Origin of the sequence: Streptomyces sp. NPDC051987 (assembly GCF_040680735.1) — a bacterium.
Classification (GTDB): domain Bacteria; phylum Actinomycetota; class Actinomycetes; order Streptomycetales; family Streptomycetaceae; genus Streptomyces.
In genome coordinates this window covers 59810-81363 of sequence record NZ_JBFAXI010000014.1, presented here as the reverse complement: position 1 = coordinate 81363, position 21554 = coordinate 59810, and the positions used below count along the sequence as shown (strand labels likewise).

Annotated in this window: 20 protein-coding genes; 14 read left to right on the top strand and 6 right to left on the bottom strand. The window is 72.1% G+C overall.

What is annotated here, in order from left to right; translation table 11 throughout:
* Positions 1-17 precede the first annotated feature (17 nt).
* From AB0M11_RS10955 to AB0M11_RS10920, 8 genes are all read left to right on the top strand, one after another.
* Positions 18-389, top strand: coding sequence for an FKBP-type peptidyl-prolyl cis-trans isomerase (locus tag AB0M11_RS10955; RefSeq protein WP_181801150.1), 372 nt, complete (start codon positions 18-20; stop codon positions 387-389).
* Positions 390-596: 207 nt separating this feature from the next.
* Positions 597-1550, top strand: a complete 954-nt coding sequence (locus AB0M11_RS10950; RefSeq protein WP_365703701.1) for a WYL domain-containing protein — start codon at positions 597-599, stop codon at positions 1548-1550.
* 19 nt (positions 1551-1569) lie between these two features.
* Complete coding sequence (locus AB0M11_RS10945) at positions 1570-2583, top strand: WYL domain-containing protein (protein WP_365703699.1); 1014 nt, start codon at positions 1570-1572, stop codon at positions 2581-2583.
* Between the two features lie 59 nt (positions 2584-2642).
* Positions 2643-2903, top strand: a complete 261-nt coding sequence (locus tag AB0M11_RS10940) for a hypothetical protein (RefSeq protein ID WP_351490293.1) — start codon at positions 2643-2645, stop codon at positions 2901-2903.
* 10 nt (positions 2904-2913) lie between these two features.
* Positions 2914-3108, top strand: coding sequence for a hypothetical protein (locus AB0M11_RS10935; protein WP_365703697.1), 195 nt, complete (start codon positions 2914-2916; stop codon positions 3106-3108).
* A gap of 260 nt (positions 3109-3368) precedes the next feature.
* A complete protein-coding gene (gene tatA / locus AB0M11_RS10930; protein ID WP_365703695.1) occupies positions 3369-3647 on the top strand; it encodes a Sec-independent protein translocase subunit TatA in 279 nt (92 codons plus the stop codon).
* 47 nt (positions 3648-3694) lie between these two features.
* Positions 3695-4636 carry a twin-arginine translocase subunit TatC gene (tatC, locus tag AB0M11_RS10925; protein ID WP_365703693.1) on the top strand — a complete coding sequence of 314 codons (942 nt, stop codon included), beginning with the start codon at positions 3695-3697 and terminating at the stop codon, positions 4634-4636.
* An 82-nt stretch (positions 4637-4718) separates the two neighbouring features.
* Entirely contained in the window at positions 4719-7571 is a 2853-nt protein-coding gene (locus AB0M11_RS10920; RefSeq protein ID WP_365703691.1) for a DEAD/DEAH box helicase, read from the top strand.
* A 63-nt stretch (positions 7572-7634) separates the two neighbouring features.
* Here the strand turns inward: AB0M11_RS10920 and AB0M11_RS10915 are convergent, their stop codons facing one another.
* The 5 genes from AB0M11_RS10915 to AB0M11_RS10895 form a co-directional block, all read right to left on the bottom strand.
* The gene (locus AB0M11_RS10915) at positions 7635-8183 is read right to left on the bottom strand and encodes a DUF1062 domain-containing protein (RefSeq protein ID WP_365703689.1); all 549 of its coding nucleotides are present in this window, start codon (positions 8181-8183) and stop codon (positions 7635-7637) included.
* 196 nt (positions 8184-8379) lie between these two features.
* Positions 8380-10035, bottom strand: coding sequence for an allophanate hydrolase (gene atzF, locus AB0M11_RS10910; RefSeq protein WP_365703687.1), 1656 nt, complete (start codon positions 10033-10035; stop codon positions 8380-8382).
* Between the two features lie 17 nt (positions 10036-10052).
* Positions 10053-13565, bottom strand: coding sequence for a 5-oxoprolinase/urea amidolyase family protein (locus AB0M11_RS10905; protein ID WP_365703685.1), 3513 nt, complete (start codon positions 13563-13565; stop codon positions 10053-10055).
* Positions 13562-14221: an urea amidolyase associated protein UAAP2 gene (locus AB0M11_RS10900; RefSeq protein WP_365703683.1), complete on the bottom strand. Its 660-nt coding sequence runs from the start codon at positions 14219-14221 to the stop codon at positions 13562-13564. The genes AB0M11_RS10905 and AB0M11_RS10900 overlap by 4 nt, the downstream gene beginning before the upstream one ends.
* On the bottom strand, positions 14218-15042 hold the full coding sequence (locus AB0M11_RS10895) for an urea amidolyase associated protein UAAP1 (protein ID WP_365703681.1): 825 nt from the start codon (positions 15040-15042) through the stop codon (positions 14218-14220). The genes AB0M11_RS10900 and AB0M11_RS10895 overlap by 4 nt, the downstream gene beginning before the upstream one ends.
* Before the next feature lie 186 nt (positions 15043-15228).
* Here AB0M11_RS10895 and AB0M11_RS10890 point away from each other — a divergent pair, with 186 nt between their 5' ends.
* The 6 genes from AB0M11_RS10890 (at position 15229) to AB0M11_RS10865 (ending at position 20756) form a co-directional block, all read left to right on the top strand.
* Positions 15229-15855, top strand: coding sequence for a helix-turn-helix domain-containing protein (locus AB0M11_RS10890; protein ID WP_365703679.1), 627 nt, complete (start codon positions 15229-15231; stop codon positions 15853-15855).
* Between the two features lie 334 nt (positions 15856-16189).
* Positions 16190-17812, top strand: coding sequence for an ATP-binding protein (locus AB0M11_RS10885; RefSeq protein WP_365703677.1), 1623 nt, complete (start codon positions 16190-16192; stop codon positions 17810-17812).
* Positions 17809-18216 (top strand): roadblock/LC7 domain-containing protein, encoded by a 408-nt coding sequence (locus AB0M11_RS10880; protein ID WP_046726726.1) that lies wholly within the window; start codon positions 17809-17811, stop codon positions 18214-18216. The genes AB0M11_RS10885 and AB0M11_RS10880 overlap by 4 nt, the downstream gene beginning before the upstream one ends.
* Entirely contained in the window at positions 18213-18635 is a 423-nt protein-coding gene (locus AB0M11_RS10875; protein WP_365703675.1) for a DUF742 domain-containing protein, read from the top strand. Before AB0M11_RS10880 ends, AB0M11_RS10875 begins: the two co-directional genes overlap by 4 nt.
* Complete coding sequence (locus AB0M11_RS10870; RefSeq protein WP_365703673.1) at positions 18616-19236, top strand: ATP/GTP-binding protein; 621 nt, start codon at positions 18616-18618, stop codon at positions 19234-19236. Before AB0M11_RS10875 ends, AB0M11_RS10870 begins: the two co-directional genes overlap by 20 nt.
* Positions 19237-19271: 35 nt before the next feature.
* Positions 19272-20756 (top strand): cytochrome P450, encoded by a 1485-nt coding sequence (locus tag AB0M11_RS10865; RefSeq protein WP_365703671.1) that lies wholly within the window; start codon positions 19272-19274, stop codon positions 20754-20756.
* On the opposite strand, the gene AB0M11_RS10860 is transcribed toward AB0M11_RS10865, so the two are convergent.
* Positions 20753-21554 (bottom strand): RluA family pseudouridine synthase (locus AB0M11_RS10860; protein WP_365703669.1); only part of this gene is annotated, 802 nt, incomplete at its 5' end. The two genes, AB0M11_RS10865 and AB0M11_RS10860, sit on opposite strands and share 4 nt — an antisense overlap.

Sequence of the window (21554 nt, the reverse complement as noted above, 5' to 3'; positions counted from 1 at the left end):
AAGCAGGAGCCTAAGACGTGAGCATCGACAAGCCCGAGATCGACTTCCCCGAGGGCGAGCCCCCGGCCGACCTGGAGATCAAGGACATCTGGGAGGGCGACGGCGAGGTGGCGCAGGCGGGCCAGACCGTCACCGTGCACTACGTGGGTGTCGCGTTCAGCACCGGCGAGGAGTTCGACGCCAGCTGGAACCGGGGTGCGCCGTTCCGCTTCCCGCTGGGCGGCGGCCGGGTCATCAAGGGCTGGGACCAGGGCGTGCAGGGCATGAAGGTCGGCGGCCGGCGCCAGCTGACCATCCCGGCCCACCTGGCCTATGGCAACCAGAGCCCGACGCCGGCGATCCAGCCCGGCGAGACGCTGATCTTCGTCGTGGACCTGATCGCGGTCTGAACCGCGGGGCCCGGCCGACGCCCCCGGGCACCGGCCGGACCGGGCCGGGAGACGGCCGGCCGAGGGCTCGTGCCGTGCGCGCGGGCCCTCGGTGTTTGTCAGGTGGTGTCCGTTTCGGTGCCTGTTGTTTGTACTGGCTTTTGCCGTGACACTCCGGAGCGGTACGGTCATCGGTCAGGAGCACCATAGGGAAGGCGAAGGGCGTCGATGGCCATTGCCAAGGCCGAGCGGCTGATGAACCTGGCGCTGTGCCTGCTGGGGACTCGGCGGCCGCTCAGCAAGCGTGAGCTGCGGGAATCCATTGAGGCCTACCTGGAAGCCGGGTCGGACGACTCCTTCAACCGGATGTTCGAGCGGGACAAGGACGATCTCCGTGAACTCGGACTGGTGATCGAGACCGTCGAGAACCTGGACGGCGAGGTCGGCTACCTCGCCCGCCGCGACAGCAACCGCCTGCCACCCATCACCCTGGACGCCGAGGAGGCCGCCGCCCTCGGCCTGGCCGCCAAGGTCTGGCAGCAGGCCCGGCTCGCCGGCGCCGCCAGCGGCGCCCTGCAGAAGCTGCGCGCGGCGGGCCTGCCCGAGGACGTCGACCCGTACGAGGCCCATGGCGCCCTGGAGCCGCGGATCCCCGTGCACGAGGCCGCGTTCGAGCCGCTGATGCTGGCCTGCCGGGACCGCCGCCCGGTCCTCTTCGACTACCGCAAGGCCACCGCCGCCCACCCCGAGACCCGGAACGTGGAGCCCTGGGCCCTGGAGTGCTGGCGCGGCCACTGGTACCTGGCCGGCTTCGACCGCGACCGGGGTGCCGAGCGGGTGTTCCGGCTGTCCCGGATCACCGGGAAGGTCCGCTCCCGGGGCGGCGCCTTCACCGCGCCGGTCCCGGACGTCGTCACCGTCCGGGAGACCGTGGCGAGCTGGGCCGGGGAGGTCGCCGACCGGTCCGCGCTGATCCGGCTGCGCTCGGGGTCCGGGTACCCGCTGCGGGCGAAGGCCACGGCGGTGCGGGAACTCGGCGACGGGTGGGACGAGTTGGAGATTCCGTACGGGCACGGGCTGGACGCCTGGCTGGTGGAGTTCGGGCCGGACGTGGTCGTGCTGGAGCCGGCCGAGCTGCGGGCGGACGTCATGGACCGGCTGCGTGCCGTGGCCAAGGGCTGAGGGGGAGCGGAGCAAGGCAGTGGCAGGCAAACCGGTCAGGCCCGTGAACGCCATCGACCAGACCCGGCGGATGCTCTCCCTGGTGACCTATCTGCGCGAGCGCCCCGGCGCCCGGATCGCGGACGTGGCGCGCGCCTTCGGCATCACCGAGGACGAGCTGGTCTCCGACCTCGACGTGCTGCCCATGTGCGGCACCAGCTTCCGGGGCGGGGATCTGCTGGACATCGACACCGACGGCGAGCGGATCTGGTGGCACAACGCGGCCGCGCTGGGCGAGGAGGCCGCCGAACCGCTCCGGCTCGCCGCGGACGAGGCGACCGCGCTCCTGGTCGCCGCCCGCGCGGTGGCCACCCTGCCCGGCCTGCGCGAGGGCGACCGGCAGGCGCTGCTGCGGGCCACCGCCAAGGTGGAGACCGCCGCGGGCGAGGCGGGCGACGCCAGCGCCCGGCTGTCGGTCACCTTCGAGTCCGAGGGCGGTGTCTTCGCCGACGTCGACCGGGCGATCGCCGAGCGCCGCCGGCTGTGGATCCGCTACTACTCGCCCGCCCGTGACGAGGTCACCGAGCGCGAGATCGACCCCATCCGCCTGGTCAGCGTCGGCCACACCTACGTGGAGGCCTGGTGCCGCCGCTCCGAGGCGCGGCGCACCTTCCGGCTCGACCGGGTGGCCGAGATCAGGATCCTCGACGAGCCGTCCGCGCCCCCCGAGATCGAGCTGCGCGACCTCTCCGAGGCCCTGGTGCAGCCGGCCGCGGAGGACCCGGAGGTGGTCGTCGAGGTCGGTCCGGCCGGCCGCTGGGTCGCCGAGTACTACCCGCACGACAGCGCGGATGAGCTTCCCGACGGCGGGCTGCGTATTACCCTGCGCACCCCCGATCCGGCCTCCCTGCGCCGGCTGGCGCTCAGGCTCGGCGGCGACGGCCGGATCGTGTCACCGCCCGAGCTGGCCGACAGCGCCCGCCGGGCGGCCCGCGAGGCACTGGCCGCGTACGACCGCGTAGGGCACGGCGATGAGGAAGGGCAGGGGCTTTGAACGAGTCTTCGGGGATTCCGGGCGAGTCTTCGGGTTCCGGTGGCGCGGGCGCGCGGGAGATGACGGTCGCGGCCGCCTTCGCCGGGATGAGGAGAGTGGTCCCCGTGGTCTTCAGGGCCGGCTGCCCGGACTGCCGGGGCAGCTTCGAGCTCACCGCGAGCGCCCTGCGGCTGGCCATCGGGGCCACCAGCAAGACGACGTTCTACTCGTTCACCTGCCCCGACTGCGGGGCCGCCGTCCGCAAGCCCGCCGGCGAGCGGATCGTCGAACTGCTCACCGGCGGCGGGGTCAGGACACTGCGGCTGCACCCCACCGTCTAGGCTCGGCCCCATGGTCTGGGCGATGGTCGCGGTAGCTGTGGGTTTCGTGGGTCTCGCCGTGCTCGGCGTGCTCGCCTTCCGGGTCTTCCTGGAGGCACGTCGGCTGGGAGCGCAGGTCGCGGACTCGGCTCGGCGGATCAACCGGGCCGCCGAGGACCTGGAGCGGGCGGCCGTCAGCACCGCTCGTGCTGTCGACACGCTGTGACCCCCGCTGTGCGAGGGGTGTGAGCAGGAGGCCGTAAGCGGTTTGTGTCACTTCGCCCTGTGACGGCGCCCGTAGGGGCGGGTACGCTGCTGCACGCGGCACGGAGAACGAGGCCCGTTCCGCGGACCGGGAGTACGCACGGGGATTGCCTCACGTTTACCCCTGAGCGTTACGATCGCTGAGAGCACGATCACTCGGACGCGTGTCCGACGGATCGGACAGCACCCCACCCAGCCGCCTCGGTGAGAAGGTAAAGACTTATGTTCGGAAGGCTCGGAGCCCCCGAGATCATTCTCATCCTTGTCGTCGTCATCCTGCTGTTCGGCGCGAAGAAGCTTCCGGACATGGCCCGCTCGCTCGGCAAGTCCGCGCGCATCCTCAAGAGCGAGGCCAAGGCGATGAAGGAAGAGGGCAGCAGCACCTCCCAGGCACCCGCCTCCGGCGAGCAGCCCCAGGCCCAGCGCACCATCCAGGCGTCCCCCGGCGACGTGACCAGCTCCCGCCCGGTCAACGAGCCTTCGGACACCACCCAGCGCTGACGCAGGGCCGGTAAGCCCCGGCCCGCCGCACGAGATGAGGACGTGGGTTGCCAAAGTCTGCCCGCAAACAGGAGAAGGATCCCGAGGGGCGGATGCCTCTCGCGGATCACCTTCGTGAGCTCCGCAACCGGCTCGCGAAGGCCATGCTGGCCATCATCGTCATCACGGTGGTCGCCGCCTTCTTCTACAACAACATCATCGACTTCCTCACCAAGCCGATCCTCGAATCGGTCGGTTGCGCGCACACCTTCTCGGAGATGAACAAGACCACCGGTGACGAGCAGTGCGCCCAGATCACCATCAACGGTCTGCTCGCGCCCTTCACGCTCGCTCTCCAGGTGTCCCTGATGGCAGGTGTGGTCTTCGCCTCGCCGGTCTGGCTGTACCAGCTGTGGGCCTTCGTCGCCCCTGGTCTGCACAAGCACGAGAAGAAGTACGCCTACGCGTTCGTCGGGACCGGCGTCCCGCTCTTCTTCGCCGGTGCCTTCTTCGCGTACAAGGTCCTGCCGACCACCGCGAAGGTCCTCATCGGCTTCACCCCGCACGGCGTGAGCAACCTGCTGCCGCTCGACGACCTGCTGCAGCTGGTCACGCGCATGGTGATCGTCTTCGGTCTCTCCTTCGAGCTGCCGCTGCTCCTGGTGATGCTCAACCTCACCGGCATCATCTCCGGCAAGCGGATGCTCGGCTGGTGGCGGGCGATGATCCTCGGCATCACGATCTTCGCGGCCGTGGCCACCCCGAGCACCGACCCGCTCTCCATGCTGGCCCTCGCCGGGCCCATCTGGGTGCTCTACTTCGGCGCGGTCGCCTTCTCCCTCCTCAACGACCGGCGCAGGCGCCGCCGCGACGACGACGGCCTCGACGACGACGAGGCCTCCCACCTCGACCTCACCCCCGAGGACATCGGCGAGGTCGAGACCGTCTCCGCGAGCCGCGCGCTGCCCGAGGCTCCGGAGCGCGTCAACGGCTACGACGACGTGACCTGACCGGCCCCGTCACCGGCTCGCAGGTGCCCGCGTCCCACGACGCGGGCACCTCTTCGTTCTCCGCCGTCCCGTCTTCCGCATAATGATCGTCCTGTTGTCAGTGGGGACCGGTACGCTCGAAAGCACGATGACAGAGGATCTCTCACCGGCCGAGCGGTATGCGGCGGCCCGCAGGCGGGCCGCCGAGCAGGCCACCGCGCTCGCGTCGTTCCGCGAGATGTACGACTTCGGCCTCGACCCCTTCCAGATCGAGGCCTGCCAGGCACTCGAAGCCGGAAAGGGCGTACTGGTGGCCGCCCCCACCGGCTCGGGCAAGACGATCGTGGGCGAGTTCGCCGTCCACCTCGCCCTCATGCAGGGCAAGAAGTGCTTCTACACGACACCCATCAAGGCGCTGTCGAACCAGAAGTACGCCGACCTCTGCCGCCGCTACGGCGACGGCATGGTCGGCCTCCTCACCGGTGACAACAGCATCAACCCCGACGCCGCCGTGGTCGTCATGACCACCGAGGTCCTGCGGAACATGCTGTACGCGGGCTCCCAGACCCTCATCGGCCTCGGCTACGTGGTCATGGACGAGGTGCACTACCTCTCCGACCGCTTCCGCGGCGCCGTCTGGGAAGAGGTGATCATCCACCTCCCGGAGTCCGTGACCCTGGTCTCCCTGTCGGCGACCGTCTCCAACGCCGAGGAGTTCGGCGACTGGCTCGACACCGTCCGCGGCGACACGGAGGTCATCGTCTCCGAGCACCGGCCCGTCCCGCTGTTCCAGCACGTGCTCGCCGGGCGCCGGATGTACGACCTGTTCGAGGAGGGGGAGGGCCACAAGAAGGCCGTCAACCCCGACCTGGCCCGGCTGGCCCGCATGGAGGCACAGCGTCCGTCGTACCAGGACCGCAGACGCGGCCGCGCCATGCGCGAGGCCGACCGGGAGCGGGAGCGCCGGCAGCGGTCCCGGGTGTGGACACCGGGCCGCCCCGAGGTCATCGAACGGCTCGACAACGAGGGCCTGCTGCCCGCCATCACCTTCATCTTCAGCCGCGCCGCCTGCGAGGCCGCCGTCCAGCAGTGCCTGTACGCGGGCCTCAGGCTCAACGACGACGAGGCGCGCGAACAGGTGCGCGCCCTCGTCGAGGAGCGGACCTCGTCCATCCCGCGGGAGGACCTGCACGTCCTCGGCTACTACGAGTGGCTCGAAGGCCTGGAGCGCGGCATCGCCGCCCACCACGCCGGCATGCTCCCGACCTTCAAGGAGGTCGTCGAGGAGTTGTTCGTCCGCGGCCTGGTCAAGGCCGTGTTCGCCACCGAGACCCTCGCGCTCGGCATCAACATGCCCGCGCGCTCCGTGGTGTTGGAGAAACTCGTCAAGTGGAACGGCGAGCAGCACGCCGACATCACCCCCGGCGAGTACACCCAGCTGACGGGCCGTGCCGGCCGGCGGGGCATCGACGTCGAGGGCCACGCGGTGGTGCTGTGGCAGCGCGGCATGAGCCCCGAGCACCTCGCCGGGCTCGCCGGCACCCGCACCTATCCGCTGCGGTCCAGCTTCAAGCCGTCGTACAACATGGCGGTCAACCTGGTCGAGCAGTTCGGGCGGCACCGCTCGCGGGAGCTGCTGGAGACGTCGTTCGCGCAGTTCCAGGCCGACAAGTCGGTCGTCGGCATCTCCCGTCAGGTCCAGCGCAACGAGGAAGGGCTCGCCGGTTACAAGGAGTCCATGACCTGCCACCTCGGCGACTTCGAGGAGTACGCGCGGCTGCGGCGTGAGCTGAAGGACCGGGAGACCGAACTGTCCCGGCAGGGCGCCGCCCAGCGGCGCGCCGAGGCGGCCGTCGCCCTGGAGAAACTCAAGCCCGGTGACGTCATCCACGTGCCCACCGGCAAGTACGCCGGACTGGCCCTGGTGCTGGACCCCGGACTGCCCGCCGGCCGGTCCAACGGCCACCGCGGCTTCGAGCAGCACGACGGGCCCCGCCCGCTGGTGCTGACCGCCGAGCGGCAGGTCAAGCGGCTCGCCTCCATAGACTTCCCGGTGCCGGTCGAGGCGCTGGAGCGGATGCGGATCCCGAAGTCCTTCAACCCGCGCTCCCCGCAGTCCCGTCGGGACCTCGCCTCCGCGCTGCGCACCAAGGCCGGGCACATCCCGCCGGAGCGGGCCCGCAAGAAGCGGTCGCAGGCGGCCGACGACCGGGAGATCGCGCGGCTGCGCACCGCGATCCGCGCGCACCCCTGCCACGGCTGCAACGACCGTGAGGACCACGCCCGTTGGGCCGAGCGCTACCAGCGGCTGATCCGGGACACCTCCCAGCTGGAGCGGCGCATCGAGGGGCGGACCAACACCATCGCCCGGACCTTCGACCGGATCGTGGCGCTCCTGACCGAGCTGGACTACCTGCGCGGCGACGAGGTCACCGAACACGGCAAACGGCTGGCCCGGCTCTACGGCGAACTCGACCTGCTCGCCAGCGAATGCCTTCGGGCGGGCGTCTGGGAGGGTCTCGGCCCCGCCGAACTCGCCGCCTGCGTCTCGGCGCTGGTGTACGAGGCCCGGGTCGGAGACGACGCGATGGCACCCAAGCTGCCCTCCGGGAAGGCGAAGGCCGCGCTCGGCGAGATGGTGCGGATCTGGGGGCGGCTGGACGCCCTCGAAGAGGAGTTCCGCATCACCCAGACCGAGGGCGTCGGGCAGCGGGAACCGGATCTCGGTTTCGCCTGGGCCGTGTACATGTGGGCCTCGGGCATGGGGCTCGACGAGGTGCTGCGGGAGGCGGAGATGCCCGCCGGCGACTTCGTCCGGTGGTGCAAGCAGGTCATCGACGTGCTGGGGCAGATCTCGGCCGCGGCCCCGGTGGAGGGCTCCACGGTGGCGAAGACCGCGCGCAAGGCGGTCGACCTGGTGCTGCGGGGAGTCGTGGCCTACTCGTCGGTGGGCTGACGGGAGCGAGCGCGTGGGGCCTGTCCGGCGATTCCCGCCGGACAGGCCCTTCGTCGTGCGGGGTCAGCGCAGACGCGTGAAGGCGAAGTCGCCGGAGAGCCTGCTCTCCAGCCGGACCGCCGAGATCACCTTCCCCTCCGTGACCAGCCGCTCGACCTCGGCCCGCGACAGACCGCAGCCCTCGGCGATCAGCCGCACCGGCCGGACCGGGACCCGCGCCCCGAACCGGACCGAGACGTCGATCACCGCGCGGCCCAGGTGATCCGAGCCGCCGGTGTCGAGCCGCCAGGCGCCACGCCAGTCGAGGGCGACGCGGTTGCGGCGCAGTACCGCGGGGTCCTGCAGCAACTCGGCCGTCAGAGCGAGGTCGTTGTCGTGCAGCCGGTCCAGCAGACCGGGGGGTACGGAGCGCACGTTCGCCCGCTCCAGGAGGGTGAGTTTCGCCGTCTGCCCGCATCCGGTACAGAGCACGAGCAGCCAGGCGTCGATGAGTTTGTGATGGGCGTTGACGCGGAACCTGCCGCTCGCCCGGAAGCGTTCCGACCCGCAGGTGTGGCAACGGCGGACGACAAGCGGCAGGCAGGTGGGCATGACCGCCCAGGTGGTGAGCACAGAAGTACACCGGTTCCAGTGAGAGATCCGCAGCAGGAAGAGGCGCGGCGCACAGGTGCGGCGCGCGACCGATCAGCGCTTGGGAGGTCTCACACGGTGTACAACGGCACGTCCTTCGTCCGACGACTGGGGCGGGCAGCACGGTAGCGGCGCCCGGCGGCGCCGCTCCACTGGTTTTTCCGGGTCCCCGCGGGTGTCAGCGCGACGCCAGGAAGGCGCGCCAGCCGCCGTGCCGGGTGATGTCCTCGGCACCCGCCGTCGCGCCCGGCTCGCACAGGAAGCCCGGGACGCCGGTGCCGTCGGCCAGTTCCACCCGGCCCAGGGTCATGGGGCGGGGGAGCGCGCTCAGCAGCCGGCCCAGTCCCTCGGCCGGCAGGTTCCAGACCTCCGTCTCGATCGCCGCGCCGCCCGCTCCCACGTGCACCAGGCCGGGCTTGGGCGGCGTGGTCGTCAGCGCGTGGAGGCGGTAGACCGGAGCCGTCGTCGTCGTGCGCTCCCGTACCGCCCCGAGCGCCAGGAGCTGGGGATTGAGCGGCTGGCCCGTCAGGTGGGCGCCGACCACCGCCAGGCGCACCCGCGGTTCCAGGGTGCGGGCGACGGCGGCCAGGCGGCCGTCGGTGAACGCCGGGCCGATCAGCATCACCCCGAAGGGCAGGCCGTCCACCTCACCCGCCGGGACAGCCACCGCCGCCAGGTCGAAGAGGTTGGTGGAGTTGGTGAATCGGCCCAGGCGGGCGTTGGCGCCCAGCGGGTCGGCCGCGACCTCGGCGAGGGTGGGGTGGCCCGGAGCCGTGGGCAGCAGCAGGGCGTCCGCGTCGCCGAGTCCGGCCAGGGCACGGGTGCGCAGCTCCGCCAGCCGCTCCTGGTCGGCGAAGAGCCGGTGCGCCGGGATGTCCCGGGCGCGGGTGATGATGCCGGCGACCGTGGGGTCCAGGCCCTCGCCCCCGGAGGAGATCGCCTTGTCGACAAAGGAACCCACGGCTGTGTAGCGCTCGGCCACGAACGCGCCCTCGTAGAGCATCGCGGCCGCCTCGGTGAAGGGGGTCAGGTCGACCGGGCGAATGAGGGCTCCGGCGGCGGCCAGACGGTGCACCGCCTCCTCGTACGCCTGTGCCCACCCCGCGTCCAGCTCGCCGAGCTGGTCGCGGGGCGGGACGGCGATGCGCCAGGGGCCGGGAAGCCGCTGGGGGAGCGGCGGGAGCGCGCGGCCCGGCGGGGCCGCCATGTGGGCGAGGGCCTGCTCCGCCTCCGGGAGGGTGCGGGCGAACACGGTCACGCAGTCCAGGGACGCGCAGGCCGGGACCACACCGGCCGTCGGGACCAGGCCGCGGGTCGGTTTCAGGCCCACGATGCCGTTGAAGGCGGCCGGGACCCGGCCCGAGCCCGCGGTGTCCGTGCCCAGCGCGAGGTCGACGATGCCGAGGGCCACGGCCACGGCGGAGCCGGAGCTGGAGCCGCCGCTGATCCTGGTGGGGTCGACGGCGTTGCGGACCGGACCGTACGGGGAGCGGGTGCCCACCAGGCCGGTCGCGAACTGGTCCAGGTTGGTGGTGCCGAGGACGAGCGCGCCGGCCGCCCGCAGCCGGGCCACCACGGGGGCGTCGGCCTGCGGTGCGTACGCGTACGCCGGGCAGCCCGCCGTCGTGGGCAGCCCGTGCACGTCGATGTTGCCCTTGGCGGCGAGCAGGCGGCCCGCGAGCGGCAGGTGTTCCCCCGCCGCCACCCGCTCGTCGATCGCGCGGGCCTCCGCCTCGGCCTCCTCCCGGGGGCGCAGGTCGATCCAGATCTCGGGCCGGTCGACGGCCTCGACGCGCTCGTAGGCGGCACGGACACGGGAGACGGTGCTGGACATGGTTGTGCTCCTCGGGGTCAGTTCCGGGCCGGTGCCAGGACGAGCAGGGCCGTGCCCGCCTCCACCTGGTCGCCGGGCCGGGCCAGGATCTCCGTGACGACACCGGTCATCGGCGCGTGCACCCTGGACTCCATCTTCATCGCCTCCAGCGCGAGCAGGGGCTGCCCGCTGGTCACCTCGTCCCCCGGCGCCACGTTCAGCTGCCATACCGAGGCCGCGAACTCGGCCTCGATCAGCCGGCCGCCCGGCGGCACCGCCACCTCGGCGGGCCGGGCGGCGGGCACCGTGGCCGCCTCGGCCCGCGCGAACTCGCCCGCCGCCTCCCAGGCGTCCCGCTCCGCGGCGAAGGCCTTCTGCTGGCGGGCCCTGAACTCCCCGATGGAGTCGGCGTGTTCGGCGAGGAATTCCTGGTAGGACGCGAGGGAGAAGGTGCCCTCCTCGATGCGCGGCACGAACCGGCCGGAGGTGATGTCGGCGCGCAGCTCCAGGAGTTCGTCCGCGGACACCGGGTACCACCTGATCCGGTCGAAGAAGCGCAGCAGCCACGGCATCCCCGGCTGGAACGCGCCGCGCTGCTGCCAGCCCGACCAGACCTGGGTCGTACGGCCCACGAACTGGTAGCCGCCCGGCCCTTCCATGCCGTAGACGCACAGGTACGCGCCGCCGATGCCGACGGAGTTCTCGGCGGTCCAGGTCCGGGCCGGGTTGTACTTCGTGGTGACCAGACGGTGCCGCGGGTCGAGCGGGGTGGCGACCGGGGCGCCCAGGTATACGTCGCCGAGGCCGAGGACCAGGTACTCGGCGTCGAAGACCGTGCGGTAGACGTCCTCGACCGTGTCCAGGCCGTTGATCCGGCGGATGAACTCGATGTTCCACGGGCACCAGGGCGCGTCGTCACGGACGCCCGCCATGTAGCGGGCGATCGCCTCCCGGGTGGCCGGGTCGTCCCAGGAGAGGGGGAGGTGGACCGTGCGGGAGGGGACGACCAGTTCGTCGGTGGCCGGCAGTTGCGGCACGATCTCCCGCACCCTGCGAAGAAGTTCGGCCTGGGCGAGGCGGCTCGGATCGGTCTGGATCTGCAGCGAGCGGATGCCCGGCGTCAGATCGGTGACCCCGGGCAGCTCCGCCGCCGTCACCGCCTCCATCAGCGCGTGCACCCGCATCCGCAGGGCGAGGTCAAGTTGCATGGGGCCGAACTCCACCAGCAGGTTGTCGTCGCCGCTGCGCCGGTAGGTCACGTCGCCGTCCCGGGCGAGGACACCGCCGTCGACGATCTCGGGCCGGGGCGCGCCCGTGACGTCGACCGGAGCGAAGCGGACCGTGTCGCCGGGGCGGAGCTGGCCGAGCTTCCAGCGCTCGCCGCTCAGCACCGTCGCCGGGCAGACGAAGCCGCCCAGGGAGGGGCCGTCGGGGCCGAGCAGCACCGGCATGTCACCGGTGTAGTCGACGGCGCCGACCGAGTACGGGGTGTCGTGGATGTTGGACGGGTGCAGGCCCGCCTCGCCGCCGTCGGTGCGCGCCCAGCGCGGCTTGGGGCCGACCAGGCGGACCCCGGTGCGCGCCGAGTTGAAGTGCACCTTCCACTCGGCCGCGTAGAAGTCCCGGATGTCGTCCTCGGTGAAGAACTCCGGGGCCGCGTGCGGGCCCTCGACCGCCGCGAGACGCCACTCGCCGGTGAAGCGCGGCCGGTCGGCGACGGGCGCGCCGTCGGTCACGGCCCCGCCGTGCAGGACGTCGCCCGTGCGCAGCGCCCGGCCGCCGTGGCCGCCGAACCGGCCCAGCGTGAAGGTGCTCGCGCTGCCCAGGAAGGCGGGGACGTCGAGACCGCCGCCGGCGACCAGGACATAGGTGCGCAGGCCGTGCTCGGCGGGGGCGCCGATCTCCAGCAGGCCGCCCGCCGGGACCGTCACCGGCTCCCACTGGGCGACCGGGGCGCCGTCGACCGTCACGGGGGCCGGTGCGCCGGTCACGCAGACGGTGGTGGGGTGGGTGAAGCGCAGGGCCGGCCCCTGGAGGGTGCATTCCAGGCCGGGCGCGCCCGCCGGGTTGCCGAGGGCGAGGTTGCCGAGGCGGAAGGAGCGGTCGTCCATCGGACCGCTCGGCGGGACGCCGACCTGCCAGTAACCGGTGCGGCCCGGCCAGTCCTGCACCGTGGTGAGCGTGCCGGCCGCGACGACCTCGATCCGGGGAGTGGGGTCGGTGACCTCGGCGAGGGTCGCGGTCGAGTGGGTGGCGGCGCGGAACGCGGGGTCGGCGAGCGCCGCGCGCACCAGGCCGAGGTTGGTCTCGATGCCGTCGACGCGGGCGGCGGTCAGCGCCTCGTCCAGCCGGCGCAGCGCCGCCGCGCGGTCGGGGCCGTGGGCGATCACCTTGGCGAGCATCGGGTCGTACGACGTCGTCACCTCGGTGCCGGTCTCCACCCAGCCGTCGACGCGCACCCCCGCGGGGAACTCCACCCGGGTCAGCAGACCCGCGCTGGGCCGGTGGCCGCGGGAGGGGTCCTCGGCGTAGACGCGGGCCTCGACGGCGTGGCCGCGCGGTGCGCCCGGGTCGCGGACGACGTCGGTCTCGCCGCGCGCGAGCCGCAGCATCCAGGCGACCAGGTCGACGCCGTAGATCTCCTCGGTGACCGGGTGCTCCACCTGGAGGCGGGTGTTGACCTCCAGGAAGTAGGCCTCCTCACGGGCCGCGTCGTACACGAACTCGACCGTCCCGGCCGAGCGGTAGCCGACCGAGGCGCACAGGTCGCGGGCGGCGCCGGCGAGCCGGGCGCGGACCGTTGCGGGCAGGCCGGGCGCGGGTGCCTCCTCGACCACCTTCTGGTTGCGGCGCTGGAGGGAGCAGTCCCGGTCGCCGAAGGTGACGACCCGGCCGGCGCCGTCGCCGAAGACCTGGACCTCGACATGGCGGGCGTGCTCGACCAGGCGTTCCAGGAAGACCCCGGCGGAGGCGAAGGAGGCGGCGGCGACCCGCTGCACCCGGTCCCAGGCGTCGGTCAGTTCATCGGCGGACCGACAAGCCGACATGCCGATACCGCCGCCACCGCCGGTCGCCTTGAGCATCACGGGGTAGCCGATGGCCGAGGCCGCGGTCAGGGCCTCGCCCAGATCGGCCAGGAGCCCGGTGCCCGGGGCCAGCAGCACCCCGGCGGCCTCCGCCGCCGCCCGCGCGGTGTGCTTCGCGCCGAACAGCTCCAGCTGCTCCGGCGTCGGGCCGACGAAGACGATCCCGGCCTCCTCGCAGCGCCGGGCGAAGGCGGCGTCCTCGGACAGGAAGCCGTAGCCGGGGTGGACGGCGCCCGCGCCGGTGTCCTTGGCGGCCTTCAGGACCAGGTCGGCGTCGAGGTACGACTCCTTCGCCGGGGCCGGGCCGAGCCGCACCGCCTCGTCGGCGAGGCGTACGTGCGGCGCCGAGCGGTCGGGGTCGGAGTAGACGGCGACCGTGCGCAGGCCGAGTTCGCGGGCGGTGCGGATGATGCGGACGGCTATCTCGCCCCGGTTGGCGACCAGCAGCTTCTCGAACGAGGTCATCCTGCGGCTCCGGTGATCGTCATCCGCACGGCCGTCGGGTCGAAGCCGTTGCAGGGGTTGTTGATCTGCGGGCAGTTGGAGACCAGGACCAGGACGTCGCGTTCGGCGCGCAGGGTCAGCTTCCGGCCGGGGGCCGAGAGGCCGTCGACGATGCCGAGGGTGCCGTCCTGCTCGACGGGCACGTTCATGTACCAGTTGATGTTGGAGACCAGGTCGCGCTTGCCCAGGCCGTGCCGGGCGCCCTCAGCGAGGAAGTTGTCCACGCAGGCGTGCTGGGACCAGGTGTGGTGGCCGTAGCGCAGGGTGTTGGACTCCTTGGAGCAGGCGCCGCCGACCGTGTCGTGCCGGCCGACCTCGTCGGCGGTCACGGTCATCAGCGGGGTGTGCTCGTTGGAGAGCAGCACGCTGCCGGTGGTCAGGAAGAGGGAGCCCTGGGCGTGGACGGTGTCGGGCGCGCTGTAGCGCACCGACGTGTCGTGGGCGTCGTAGACGAGGAAGTCGACGGCCTGGTTGCCGTGCAGGTCGGTGATGGTGAGGGTCTCGCCCGTCCGGATCACGGCGGACCAGGCGGCGCGGGCCGGGACGACGGTCTCCGTGCTCGTGCGCGTGCTCGTGTTCGTCTTCGTGCTCGTGCTGGTCTTCGTGCTCGTGGTCACGCGAGCCCCCTGGCGGCGAGGAATTCGGACGTGTTGAGGAAGGCGCGGCGGCCCTCGGGGGTGGCGTCCCAGAGCGGGTCGCCGGGCGAGGTGGGGGCGGCCCGCCAGGCGAGCACCTCCAGCGGGGTGCTGACGTACTCGGGGCGCGGGTCGGCCGGGTGCGGGACGTTCGCGAGCAGGACGGTCACGTCCTGCTCGGTGCGGAGCGTGACGCTGCCGCCGGGGCCGGCCGAGCCGGTGAAGTCCAGCGTGCCGTCGTCGCGCACCCGCACGCCCTGGAAGAACGACAGGGACGGCGGCAGGTCGCGCGGTTCCAGGCCGTTCTTGGCCGCCGCCAGCTTGAACAGCTCGCGGCCGGCGGGGGAGGAGGACTGCGGGGTGCCGTCGCCGTACCGCCCGGTGTTCCGCACCAGGGTGGAGGTGCCGCACAGGGCGTCGTGGCGGCCGGAGGTGTCGGCGACGACGGAGGCCAGCACCCGGCCCTGGTCGGACAGGAGCAGCACGCCCTCGCCGAGGTAGGCGTTCCACTGGACCTTGACCGTGTCGGCGACGTTCAGCCGTTCCCAGGGGCGGTCGGCGGCGTACAGCAGGAGGTGGGCGCAGGCGTCGCCGGACAGGTCGGTCAGGCGCAGCTCGGTGCCGCGGGCCAGGACGCGGTGCGTGTAGTTGCCGCCGGCCACCGTCTCGGCCCACACCAGGTGACCGGCCTCGCAGGGCGGGTCCGGCCAGTCGGCGGCCGGCACCACGGGCATGGCCTCGGCGCGGGTGCCCTCCTGGGCGCGGGCGTGTGCCCGGGCTCCGTACGTGGTCGCTGTCGCCATCGCTGACCTCCGGATCCTTCGGCTGTGGGGTTATTTCTGTCGCTCGACAGAAATTAGGGGCGGGTCGGGTCGACGGCGTTGCCGTGACGTTCCGGCCCGGTTACCGAGGGCTCACCGGGGGCGGCGGCCCGGCGTCCGGGGCGTCGGCGTGATCGCCGTGCGGCGGCGTGTGCGAGGATCGAACGCATGGGGACGAGCAGTGGCCGCCGGGTCGGCCGGCCGCGGGCCGCGCAGCGACCGGACAGCGGCCTTGAGCCGCGGGCCGAACTGCTCGCCGCCGCGGCCGAGTTGTTCACCACCCGCGGCTACGCGGCCACCACCACCCGGGCCGTCGCCGAGCGGGCGGGCATGCGGCAGGCGTCGATGTACCACTACGTCTCCGGCAAGGAGGAACTCCTCGCCGAGCTCCTGGAGTCCACCGTCACGCCGTCGCTGGCCTGTGCGCGCGAGCTCCTCGCGGACGGGGTGACCCCGGCCGAGGAACGGCTGCGGATCCTGTGCCGGGCCGACGTGGAGCTGCTGTGCGCCGGGCCGCACAACCTGGGCGCGCTCTACCTGCTGCCCGAGGTGCACACCGACCGGTTCGCGGGCTTCCGCGCCGTGCGCGCCGAACTCAAGGACTCCTACCGTCAGTTGATCGCCGCCACGGCGGCCGGCAGCGCGCTGGCCAAGGGTGAGCTGGAGCTGCGGACCGATCTCGTCTTCGGGCTGATCGAGGGTGTCATCCTGGTCCACCGGTCCGAACCGGAGCGCCCCGCCCAGGAGTTCGCCCGCGCCACGGCCGAGGCGGCGCTGCGGATCGTCGGGATCTGAGGGGTCCCGCGCGGGGCGGCCGAGGTTCGCTCGGGCGGTCATTTTTCACCCGTCACGGCGAGTGGCACCGTACGGATGTACGCCGTGACGTTCGGTGTTCGAATGGGTGCCCTGCGTGTAAAACGACCGAGGGTACTCCAGTCCTTCGGGCGGTTTCCGGTGCTTGCCGAATATGACACGGCGATGATCCGGTCGGATTAAGCTCGCCCGCAGCGCACCGAGTTGAGGTGAATTCGTGCGCTTGTTCCCAAATGTACGGAAGATCCGACTGCTCCATGAACCTTCCCCCCACGAGCTCCCCCGACACCCAGCCGATTCGTCTCAGAAGGCATACATGGTGAGTGTGCAATCGCCTCCCAATGGCCGTGAACTCTCCCCGGCGCGCGTGCTGTTGCTGCCCGCCATACTGATGGCCGCGGCAACCGCCGCCGCCGTCGTCCTGGTGGCGGAGCCCGCCCGGGTCGCCGTCGGCGTCTGCGGGACCGTCGGCATGCTGCTGGTGCTCGCGACGGCGGCGGAGGCGGTGCGCCGCGGCCGCCGGCTCGACGTCGCCCGCGCCGAGCACGACCGTCACCGTGCGTATCTGGAGCGGACCCTCAACGCGCACGAGGAGGAGATCGACCGCCTCGGCCGGGAGGTCTTCCCGACCGCGCTCTACCGGCTCAAGGCCGGCGAGTCACCCAAAGAGGTGGTCCGCCAGCTCTTCGACCTCGATCCGCGGATGCGCCAGGCCCCCGAGTCGCAGCGCCGGCTGATCCGCGTCATGCTCGACATCATCGACGAGGAAGACCTGCAGCGCGACTCCCTGGAGCGCTCGTTCGTCAGCGTCGCCCGGCGTGTCCAGGCCATCGTCCACCAGCAGGCCCACGAACTGCGGGAGATGGAGGAGGACCACGGTCGCAACCCCGAGGTCTTCGACGACCTGCTGCGCATCGACCACGGCACGGCGCTGATCGGGCGCCTCGCCGACTCGGTCTCCGTGCTCGGCGGCGGCCGCCCCGGCCGCCAGTGGCCCAACCCCGTCGCCCTCTACAGCGTGCTGCGCGGCGCCATGTCCCGGATCCTGGAGTACCGGCGCATCGAGCTGCACTCCATCTGCCAGGTCAACATCAAGGGCACCTCCGTCGAGCCGGTCATCCACGCCGCCGCCGAACTCCTCGACAACGCCACCCGCTACTCGCCGCCCTCCACCAAGGTGCACGTCACCGCCGTCGAGGTGCAGTCGGGCGTGTGCATCGAGATCGAGGACGCCGGCGTCACCCTCAACGAGGAGGCCCGGGACCGCCTGGAGGGCCTGCTGGAGAAGGCCAAGCAGGGCAAGGACATCCAGGTCCTCGGCGAGAACCCGCGCCTCGGCCTCTCGGTCGTGGGCCGTCTGTGCAAGACGTACAACATGGACGTCTCGCTGCGCCCCTCCGCGTACGGCGGCGTCCGGGCCGTCCTCATCGTGCCCAGCGACATGATGACCACGGACCCCGCCCCCGGCATCGCCCACGGCATCGGCGCCACCGGCATCCCCCAGCCCGAACTCGGCGCCCTCGAAGGCCCCAAGCGCCCGCCCAAGCGACGCCGGCCCACCAGCCCCCGCATCCCCGCCGGGATCTCCATGGAGGACGACGTCCCCGAGGTCACCGAATGGACGGCGGGCGGGCTGCCGCAGCGGCGCAGCCGGATGAAGACCCCGCTCAGCCAGCGGATCGCCGAACAGGCCGCCATCGAGCGCGCCGAACGCGAGGGCACCCCGACCATCTGGTCGCAGCACAAGGAACCCGAGCCCGAGAAGCCGGAGCCGGAGCGCCGCGAACCCGGCCTCTGGGTCGAGGCCTTCTGGGAGGGGCTCAAGAAGAACAACCCGGGTGTCCACCCCACCGACTTCACCCGGAACCCCACCAAGTACCTGCACCTGATCAACGATCCGGCCGGCGCCGAAGCCGACGACGAGGGGGACCTCAAGTGATCCAGCAGCGAGGCAACTTCGACTGGATGCTCAAGCAACTCGCCGACGGTGTACCGGGCGTCGAGATGATCGTCGTGCTCTCCGCCGACGGCCTGCGCATCGCCCGGCACGGCGGCGACCCCGACGCCGCCGACCGGCTCGCCGCGGCCTGCGCGGGCGTGCAGAGCCTGGCCGGTGCCGTCGCCCAGGAACTCCCCATCAGCAACGGCGACATGAACCTCGTCCTGATCGAGATCGACAGAGGCTACTTCTACCTGATGTCCGCCGGTGCCAACGCCTACCTCGCCGTGTTGGCCGACGTCACCTGCGAACCGGGCCGGATGAGCGAGATGATGCGCGACCTCGTCGTCCGCATCGGCGCCCACCTCACCAGTCCGCCTCGGCGGAACGGGCAGACCGTATGACTCCTCCGCAACGCAAACGGCGCCGGCCCAAGCCGGAACTCGCACCGCCCCCGTCCATGCCGCCGACCCCCGAGAACGGCGGCGAGGACGGCGACACCAGGAACCCCGAACGGCTCTACGTCATCAGTGGTGCCGACGGCGCCCGCGCCGAACTCGACCTGGTCACCCTGATCGTGGCGCGCGCCGCCCCACCGCCTTCCGTCACCCCCGAGCAGGCGGCGCTGCTCCGGCTCTGTCTCGCCCCCCTGTCCGTGGCCGAGCTCTCGGCCTACCTCAACCTGCCGTTCAGCGCGATGACGGCGCTGATCACCGAGCTGATCACGGCCGAACTGGTGCAGGCGCGCGCCCCGATCGTCCGCCAGGCGCTCCCCGACCGTTCACTTCTCGAAGCGGTGATGCATGGACTTCAAAAGCTCTGAGACGATCCCCGGCCCCCGCACCGAGGATCATCTGCCGCACACCGCCCAGGCCGCGGTGAAGATCGTGATCGTGGGCGGCTTCGGGGTCGGCAAGACCACCATGGTCGGTTCCGTCAGCGAGATCAGACCGCTGACCACCGAGGAGACCATGACCCAGGCGGGCATCGGCGTCGACGACAACTACGGCTCCGACACCAAGACGGCCACCACCGTGGCCATGGACTTCGGCCGCATCAGCATCACCGACCAGCTGGTCCTCTACCTCTTCGGCACCCCCGGCCAGGAACGCTTCTGGTTCCTGTGGAACGGCCTGTTCGAAGGCGCCCTCGGCGCGGTCGTCCTCATCGACACCCGGCGCCTGGAGGTCAGCTTCGACGTCATGGGACGCCTGGAGGAACGCGGGGTGCCGTTCGTCGTCGCCGTCAACTCCTTCCCCGACGCGCCCCGTTACCCCATCGAGGAACTGCGCGTCGCGCTGGACCTGCCGTCCGACGTGCCCATCGTGGAGTGCGACGCCCGCCGCCGGGCCTCCAGCCGTGACGTCCTGATGACCCTGATGCGCTTCCTGCACTCGCTCGCCATGTCCGGCGCGCTCACCTGACTCCCCCTTCTTCCGACCTCTTCGGAGCGATCACTGTGACGCCTGAATCCCCCTTCCCGGCCGGCGCCGGCACCGAGCCGGTCCCGCCGCCCGGCTGCCCGGCGCACCACCGCGGCCCCGGCGGACTGCAACGGCTCTACGGCGCCGAGGCGGACCACCTGGGCGACCTGTACGAGAAGCTGCGCGAGGAGCACGGCTCCGTGGCGCCCGTGCTGCTCCACGACGACGTGCCGATCTGGGTGGTCCTCGGGCTCACCGAGAATCTGCAGATGGTCCGCACTCCCGCCGTCTTCACCCGGGACAGCCGGATCTGGACCCCGCTGCGCGAGGGCATGGTCAAACCCGACCACCCCCTCATGCCGCACATCGCCTGGCAGCCCATCTGCTCGCACGCCGAGGGCGAGGAACACCTGCGGCTGCGGGCGGCGGTCCAGGGCGCCATGACGACCATCGACCACCGCAGCATCCGCCGCCTCATCGGCCGCTACACCCAGCTGCTGGTCAACGAGTTCTGCGAGAAGGGCCGCGCCGAACTGGTCTCCCAGTACTCCGAGCACCTGCCGATGGCCGTCATGTGCGAACTGCTCGGCATGCCCGAGGAGTACAACGACCGGATCGTGGAGGCCGCCCGCGACATGCTCAAGGGCACCGAGACCGCGATCGCCAGCAACGAGTACGTCATGGGCTGCCTGACGCGGCTCACCGCCCGGCGCCGGGCCCGCTCCGATGACGACTTCACCAGCCACCTCATCAACCACCCGGCCGGGCTCAACGACGACGAGGTCGCCCAGCACCTGCGGGTCGTCCTCATCGCCGCCTACGAGACCACCGCCAACCTCCTCGCCAACGCCCTCCGCATGGTCCTCACCGAGCCCGGCTTCCGCGCCCAGCTCAACGGCGGCCAGATGACCGTGCCCGAGGCGATCGAGCAGTCCCTGTGGGACGAACCGCCGTTCAGCACCGTCTTCGCCTACTTCGCCAAGCAGGACACCGAACTCGGCGGCCAGCGCATCCGCAAGGGCGACGGACTGCTCTACGCGCCCGCGCCGGGCAACGTCGACCCGCGTGTCCGCCCCGACCTGAGCGCCAACATGCAGGGCAACCGCTCCCACCTGGCCTTCGGCGGCGGCCCGCACGAGTGCCCCGGCCAGGACATCGGCCGGGCCATCGCCGACGTCGGCGTCGACCAGCTGCTGACCCGGCTCTCCGACATCCAGCTCGACTGCGAGGAGGACGAGCTGCGCTGGCGCGCCTCGATCGCCTCCCGGCACCTGGTGGAACTGCCGGTGCGCTTCGACCCCAAGCCGAAGCAGGACGTCACCCTGATGCCGAGCCCGGCCCTCGTGCCCCCGCAGCGCACCGAATGGCAGCTCGGCACCACCCGTCCGGCAGCACCGGAACCGGTCCCCGCCCCCGCCCCCGCGCCCCCTCCGGTCGCGCCGCCGGCCGTGCCCGCCTTCGAAGCGGCCGCGCCGCGCGGCATCTGGCCCCGGCTGCGCCGCTGGTGGCTGGGCCGTTAACGGCTGCGCCGACCGGCCCAGTCGTCGTACGACTCCCAGGCCCGCAGCGTCCGCCCGCTGCGCAGCCGGTGCGCCACCCCCGTCACCGGATCGGTGAACTCCAGGCTCCGCGCCAGCAGTTGCAGCGGCCGCCGGAAGTCACCGTCCGGCACGGGGCCGGTCACCACCGGATACAGCGGATCCCCGAGGATCGGCACACCCAACGCGCTCATGTGGACCCGTAGTTGATGGGTCTGCCCGGTGTGCGGGGTGAGCCGGTAGCACCCCAGGTCCCCTCTGCGCCCGACGAGTTCGACCAGCGTCTGCGCGTTGGGTTCCCCGTCGACCTCCCGGGCCGCGAGCACCCCGCGCTCCTTCAGGATCCGACTGCGCACGGTCCGGGGAACGGCGAGCGAGGGGTCGTACGGGGCGATCGCCTCGTACTGCTTGCGCACCCGCCGCTCGCGGAACAGCGTCTGGTAGGCCCCGCGTTCCTCGGGCCGCACGGTGAACAGCACGAGGCCGGCGGTGAGCCGGTCCAGCCGGTGCGCGGCCCCGAGCGAGGGAATCCCCAGCTCCCGCCGGAGCCGGGCCAGCGCGGTCTCGGTGACGTGACTGCCGCGCGGGGTGGTGGCGAGGAAGTGCGGCTTGTCGACGACGACGAGGTGGTCGTCCCGGTGGACGACGTCGAGCGGGAAGGGCACGGGGACCTCGGCGGGCAGGTCGCGGTGGAACCAGAGGTAGCGGCCGGGGGAGTAGGGCGCCCACAAGGCCTCCCGCATCGAGGCCATGGCCGCCGAACTCACCCGCGCCGGCGTG

Excerpts from the sequence above, each read along its gene's own strand:
- AB0M11_RS10950 (WP_365703701.1), top strand. The coding sequence starts at position 597 with ATGGCCATTGCCAAGGCCGAGCGGCTGATGAACCTGGCGCTGTGCCTG.
- AB0M11_RS10940 (WP_351490293.1), top strand. The coding sequence starts at position 2,643 with ATGACGGTCGCGGCCGCCTTCGCCGGGATGAGGAGAGTGGTCCCCGTG.
- AB0M11_RS10935 (WP_365703697.1), top strand. The coding sequence starts at position 2,914 with ATGGTCTGGGCGATGGTCGCGGTAGCTGTGGGTTTCGTGGGTCTCGCC.
- tatA (WP_365703695.1), top strand. The coding sequence starts at position 3,369 with ATGTTCGGAAGGCTCGGAGCCCCCGAGATCATTCTCATCCTTGTCGTC.
- AB0M11_RS10920 (WP_365703691.1), top strand. The coding sequence starts at position 4,719 with ATGATCGTCCTGTTGTCAGTGGGGACCGGTACGCTCGAAAGCACGATG.
- atzF (WP_365703687.1), bottom strand. The coding sequence starts at position 10,035 with ATGTCCAGCACCGTCTCCCGTGTCCGTGCCGCCTACGAGCGCGTCGAG.
- AB0M11_RS10905 (WP_365703685.1), bottom strand. The coding sequence starts at position 13,565 with ATGACCTCGTTCGAGAAGCTGCTGGTCGCCAACCGGGGCGAGATAGCC.
- AB0M11_RS10895 (WP_365703681.1), bottom strand. The coding sequence starts at position 15,042 with ATGGCGACAGCGACCACGTACGGAGCCCGGGCACACGCCCGCGCCCAG.
- AB0M11_RS10890 (WP_365703679.1), top strand. The coding sequence starts at position 15,229 with ATGGGGACGAGCAGTGGCCGCCGGGTCGGCCGGCCGCGGGCCGCGCAG.
- AB0M11_RS10885 (WP_365703677.1), top strand. The coding sequence starts at position 16,190 with ATGGTGAGTGTGCAATCGCCTCCCAATGGCCGTGAACTCTCCCCGGCG.
- AB0M11_RS10875 (WP_365703675.1), top strand. The coding sequence starts at position 18,213 with ATGACTCCTCCGCAACGCAAACGGCGCCGGCCCAAGCCGGAACTCGCA.
- AB0M11_RS10870 (WP_365703673.1), top strand. The coding sequence starts at position 18,616 with ATGGACTTCAAAAGCTCTGAGACGATCCCCGGCCCCCGCACCGAGGAT.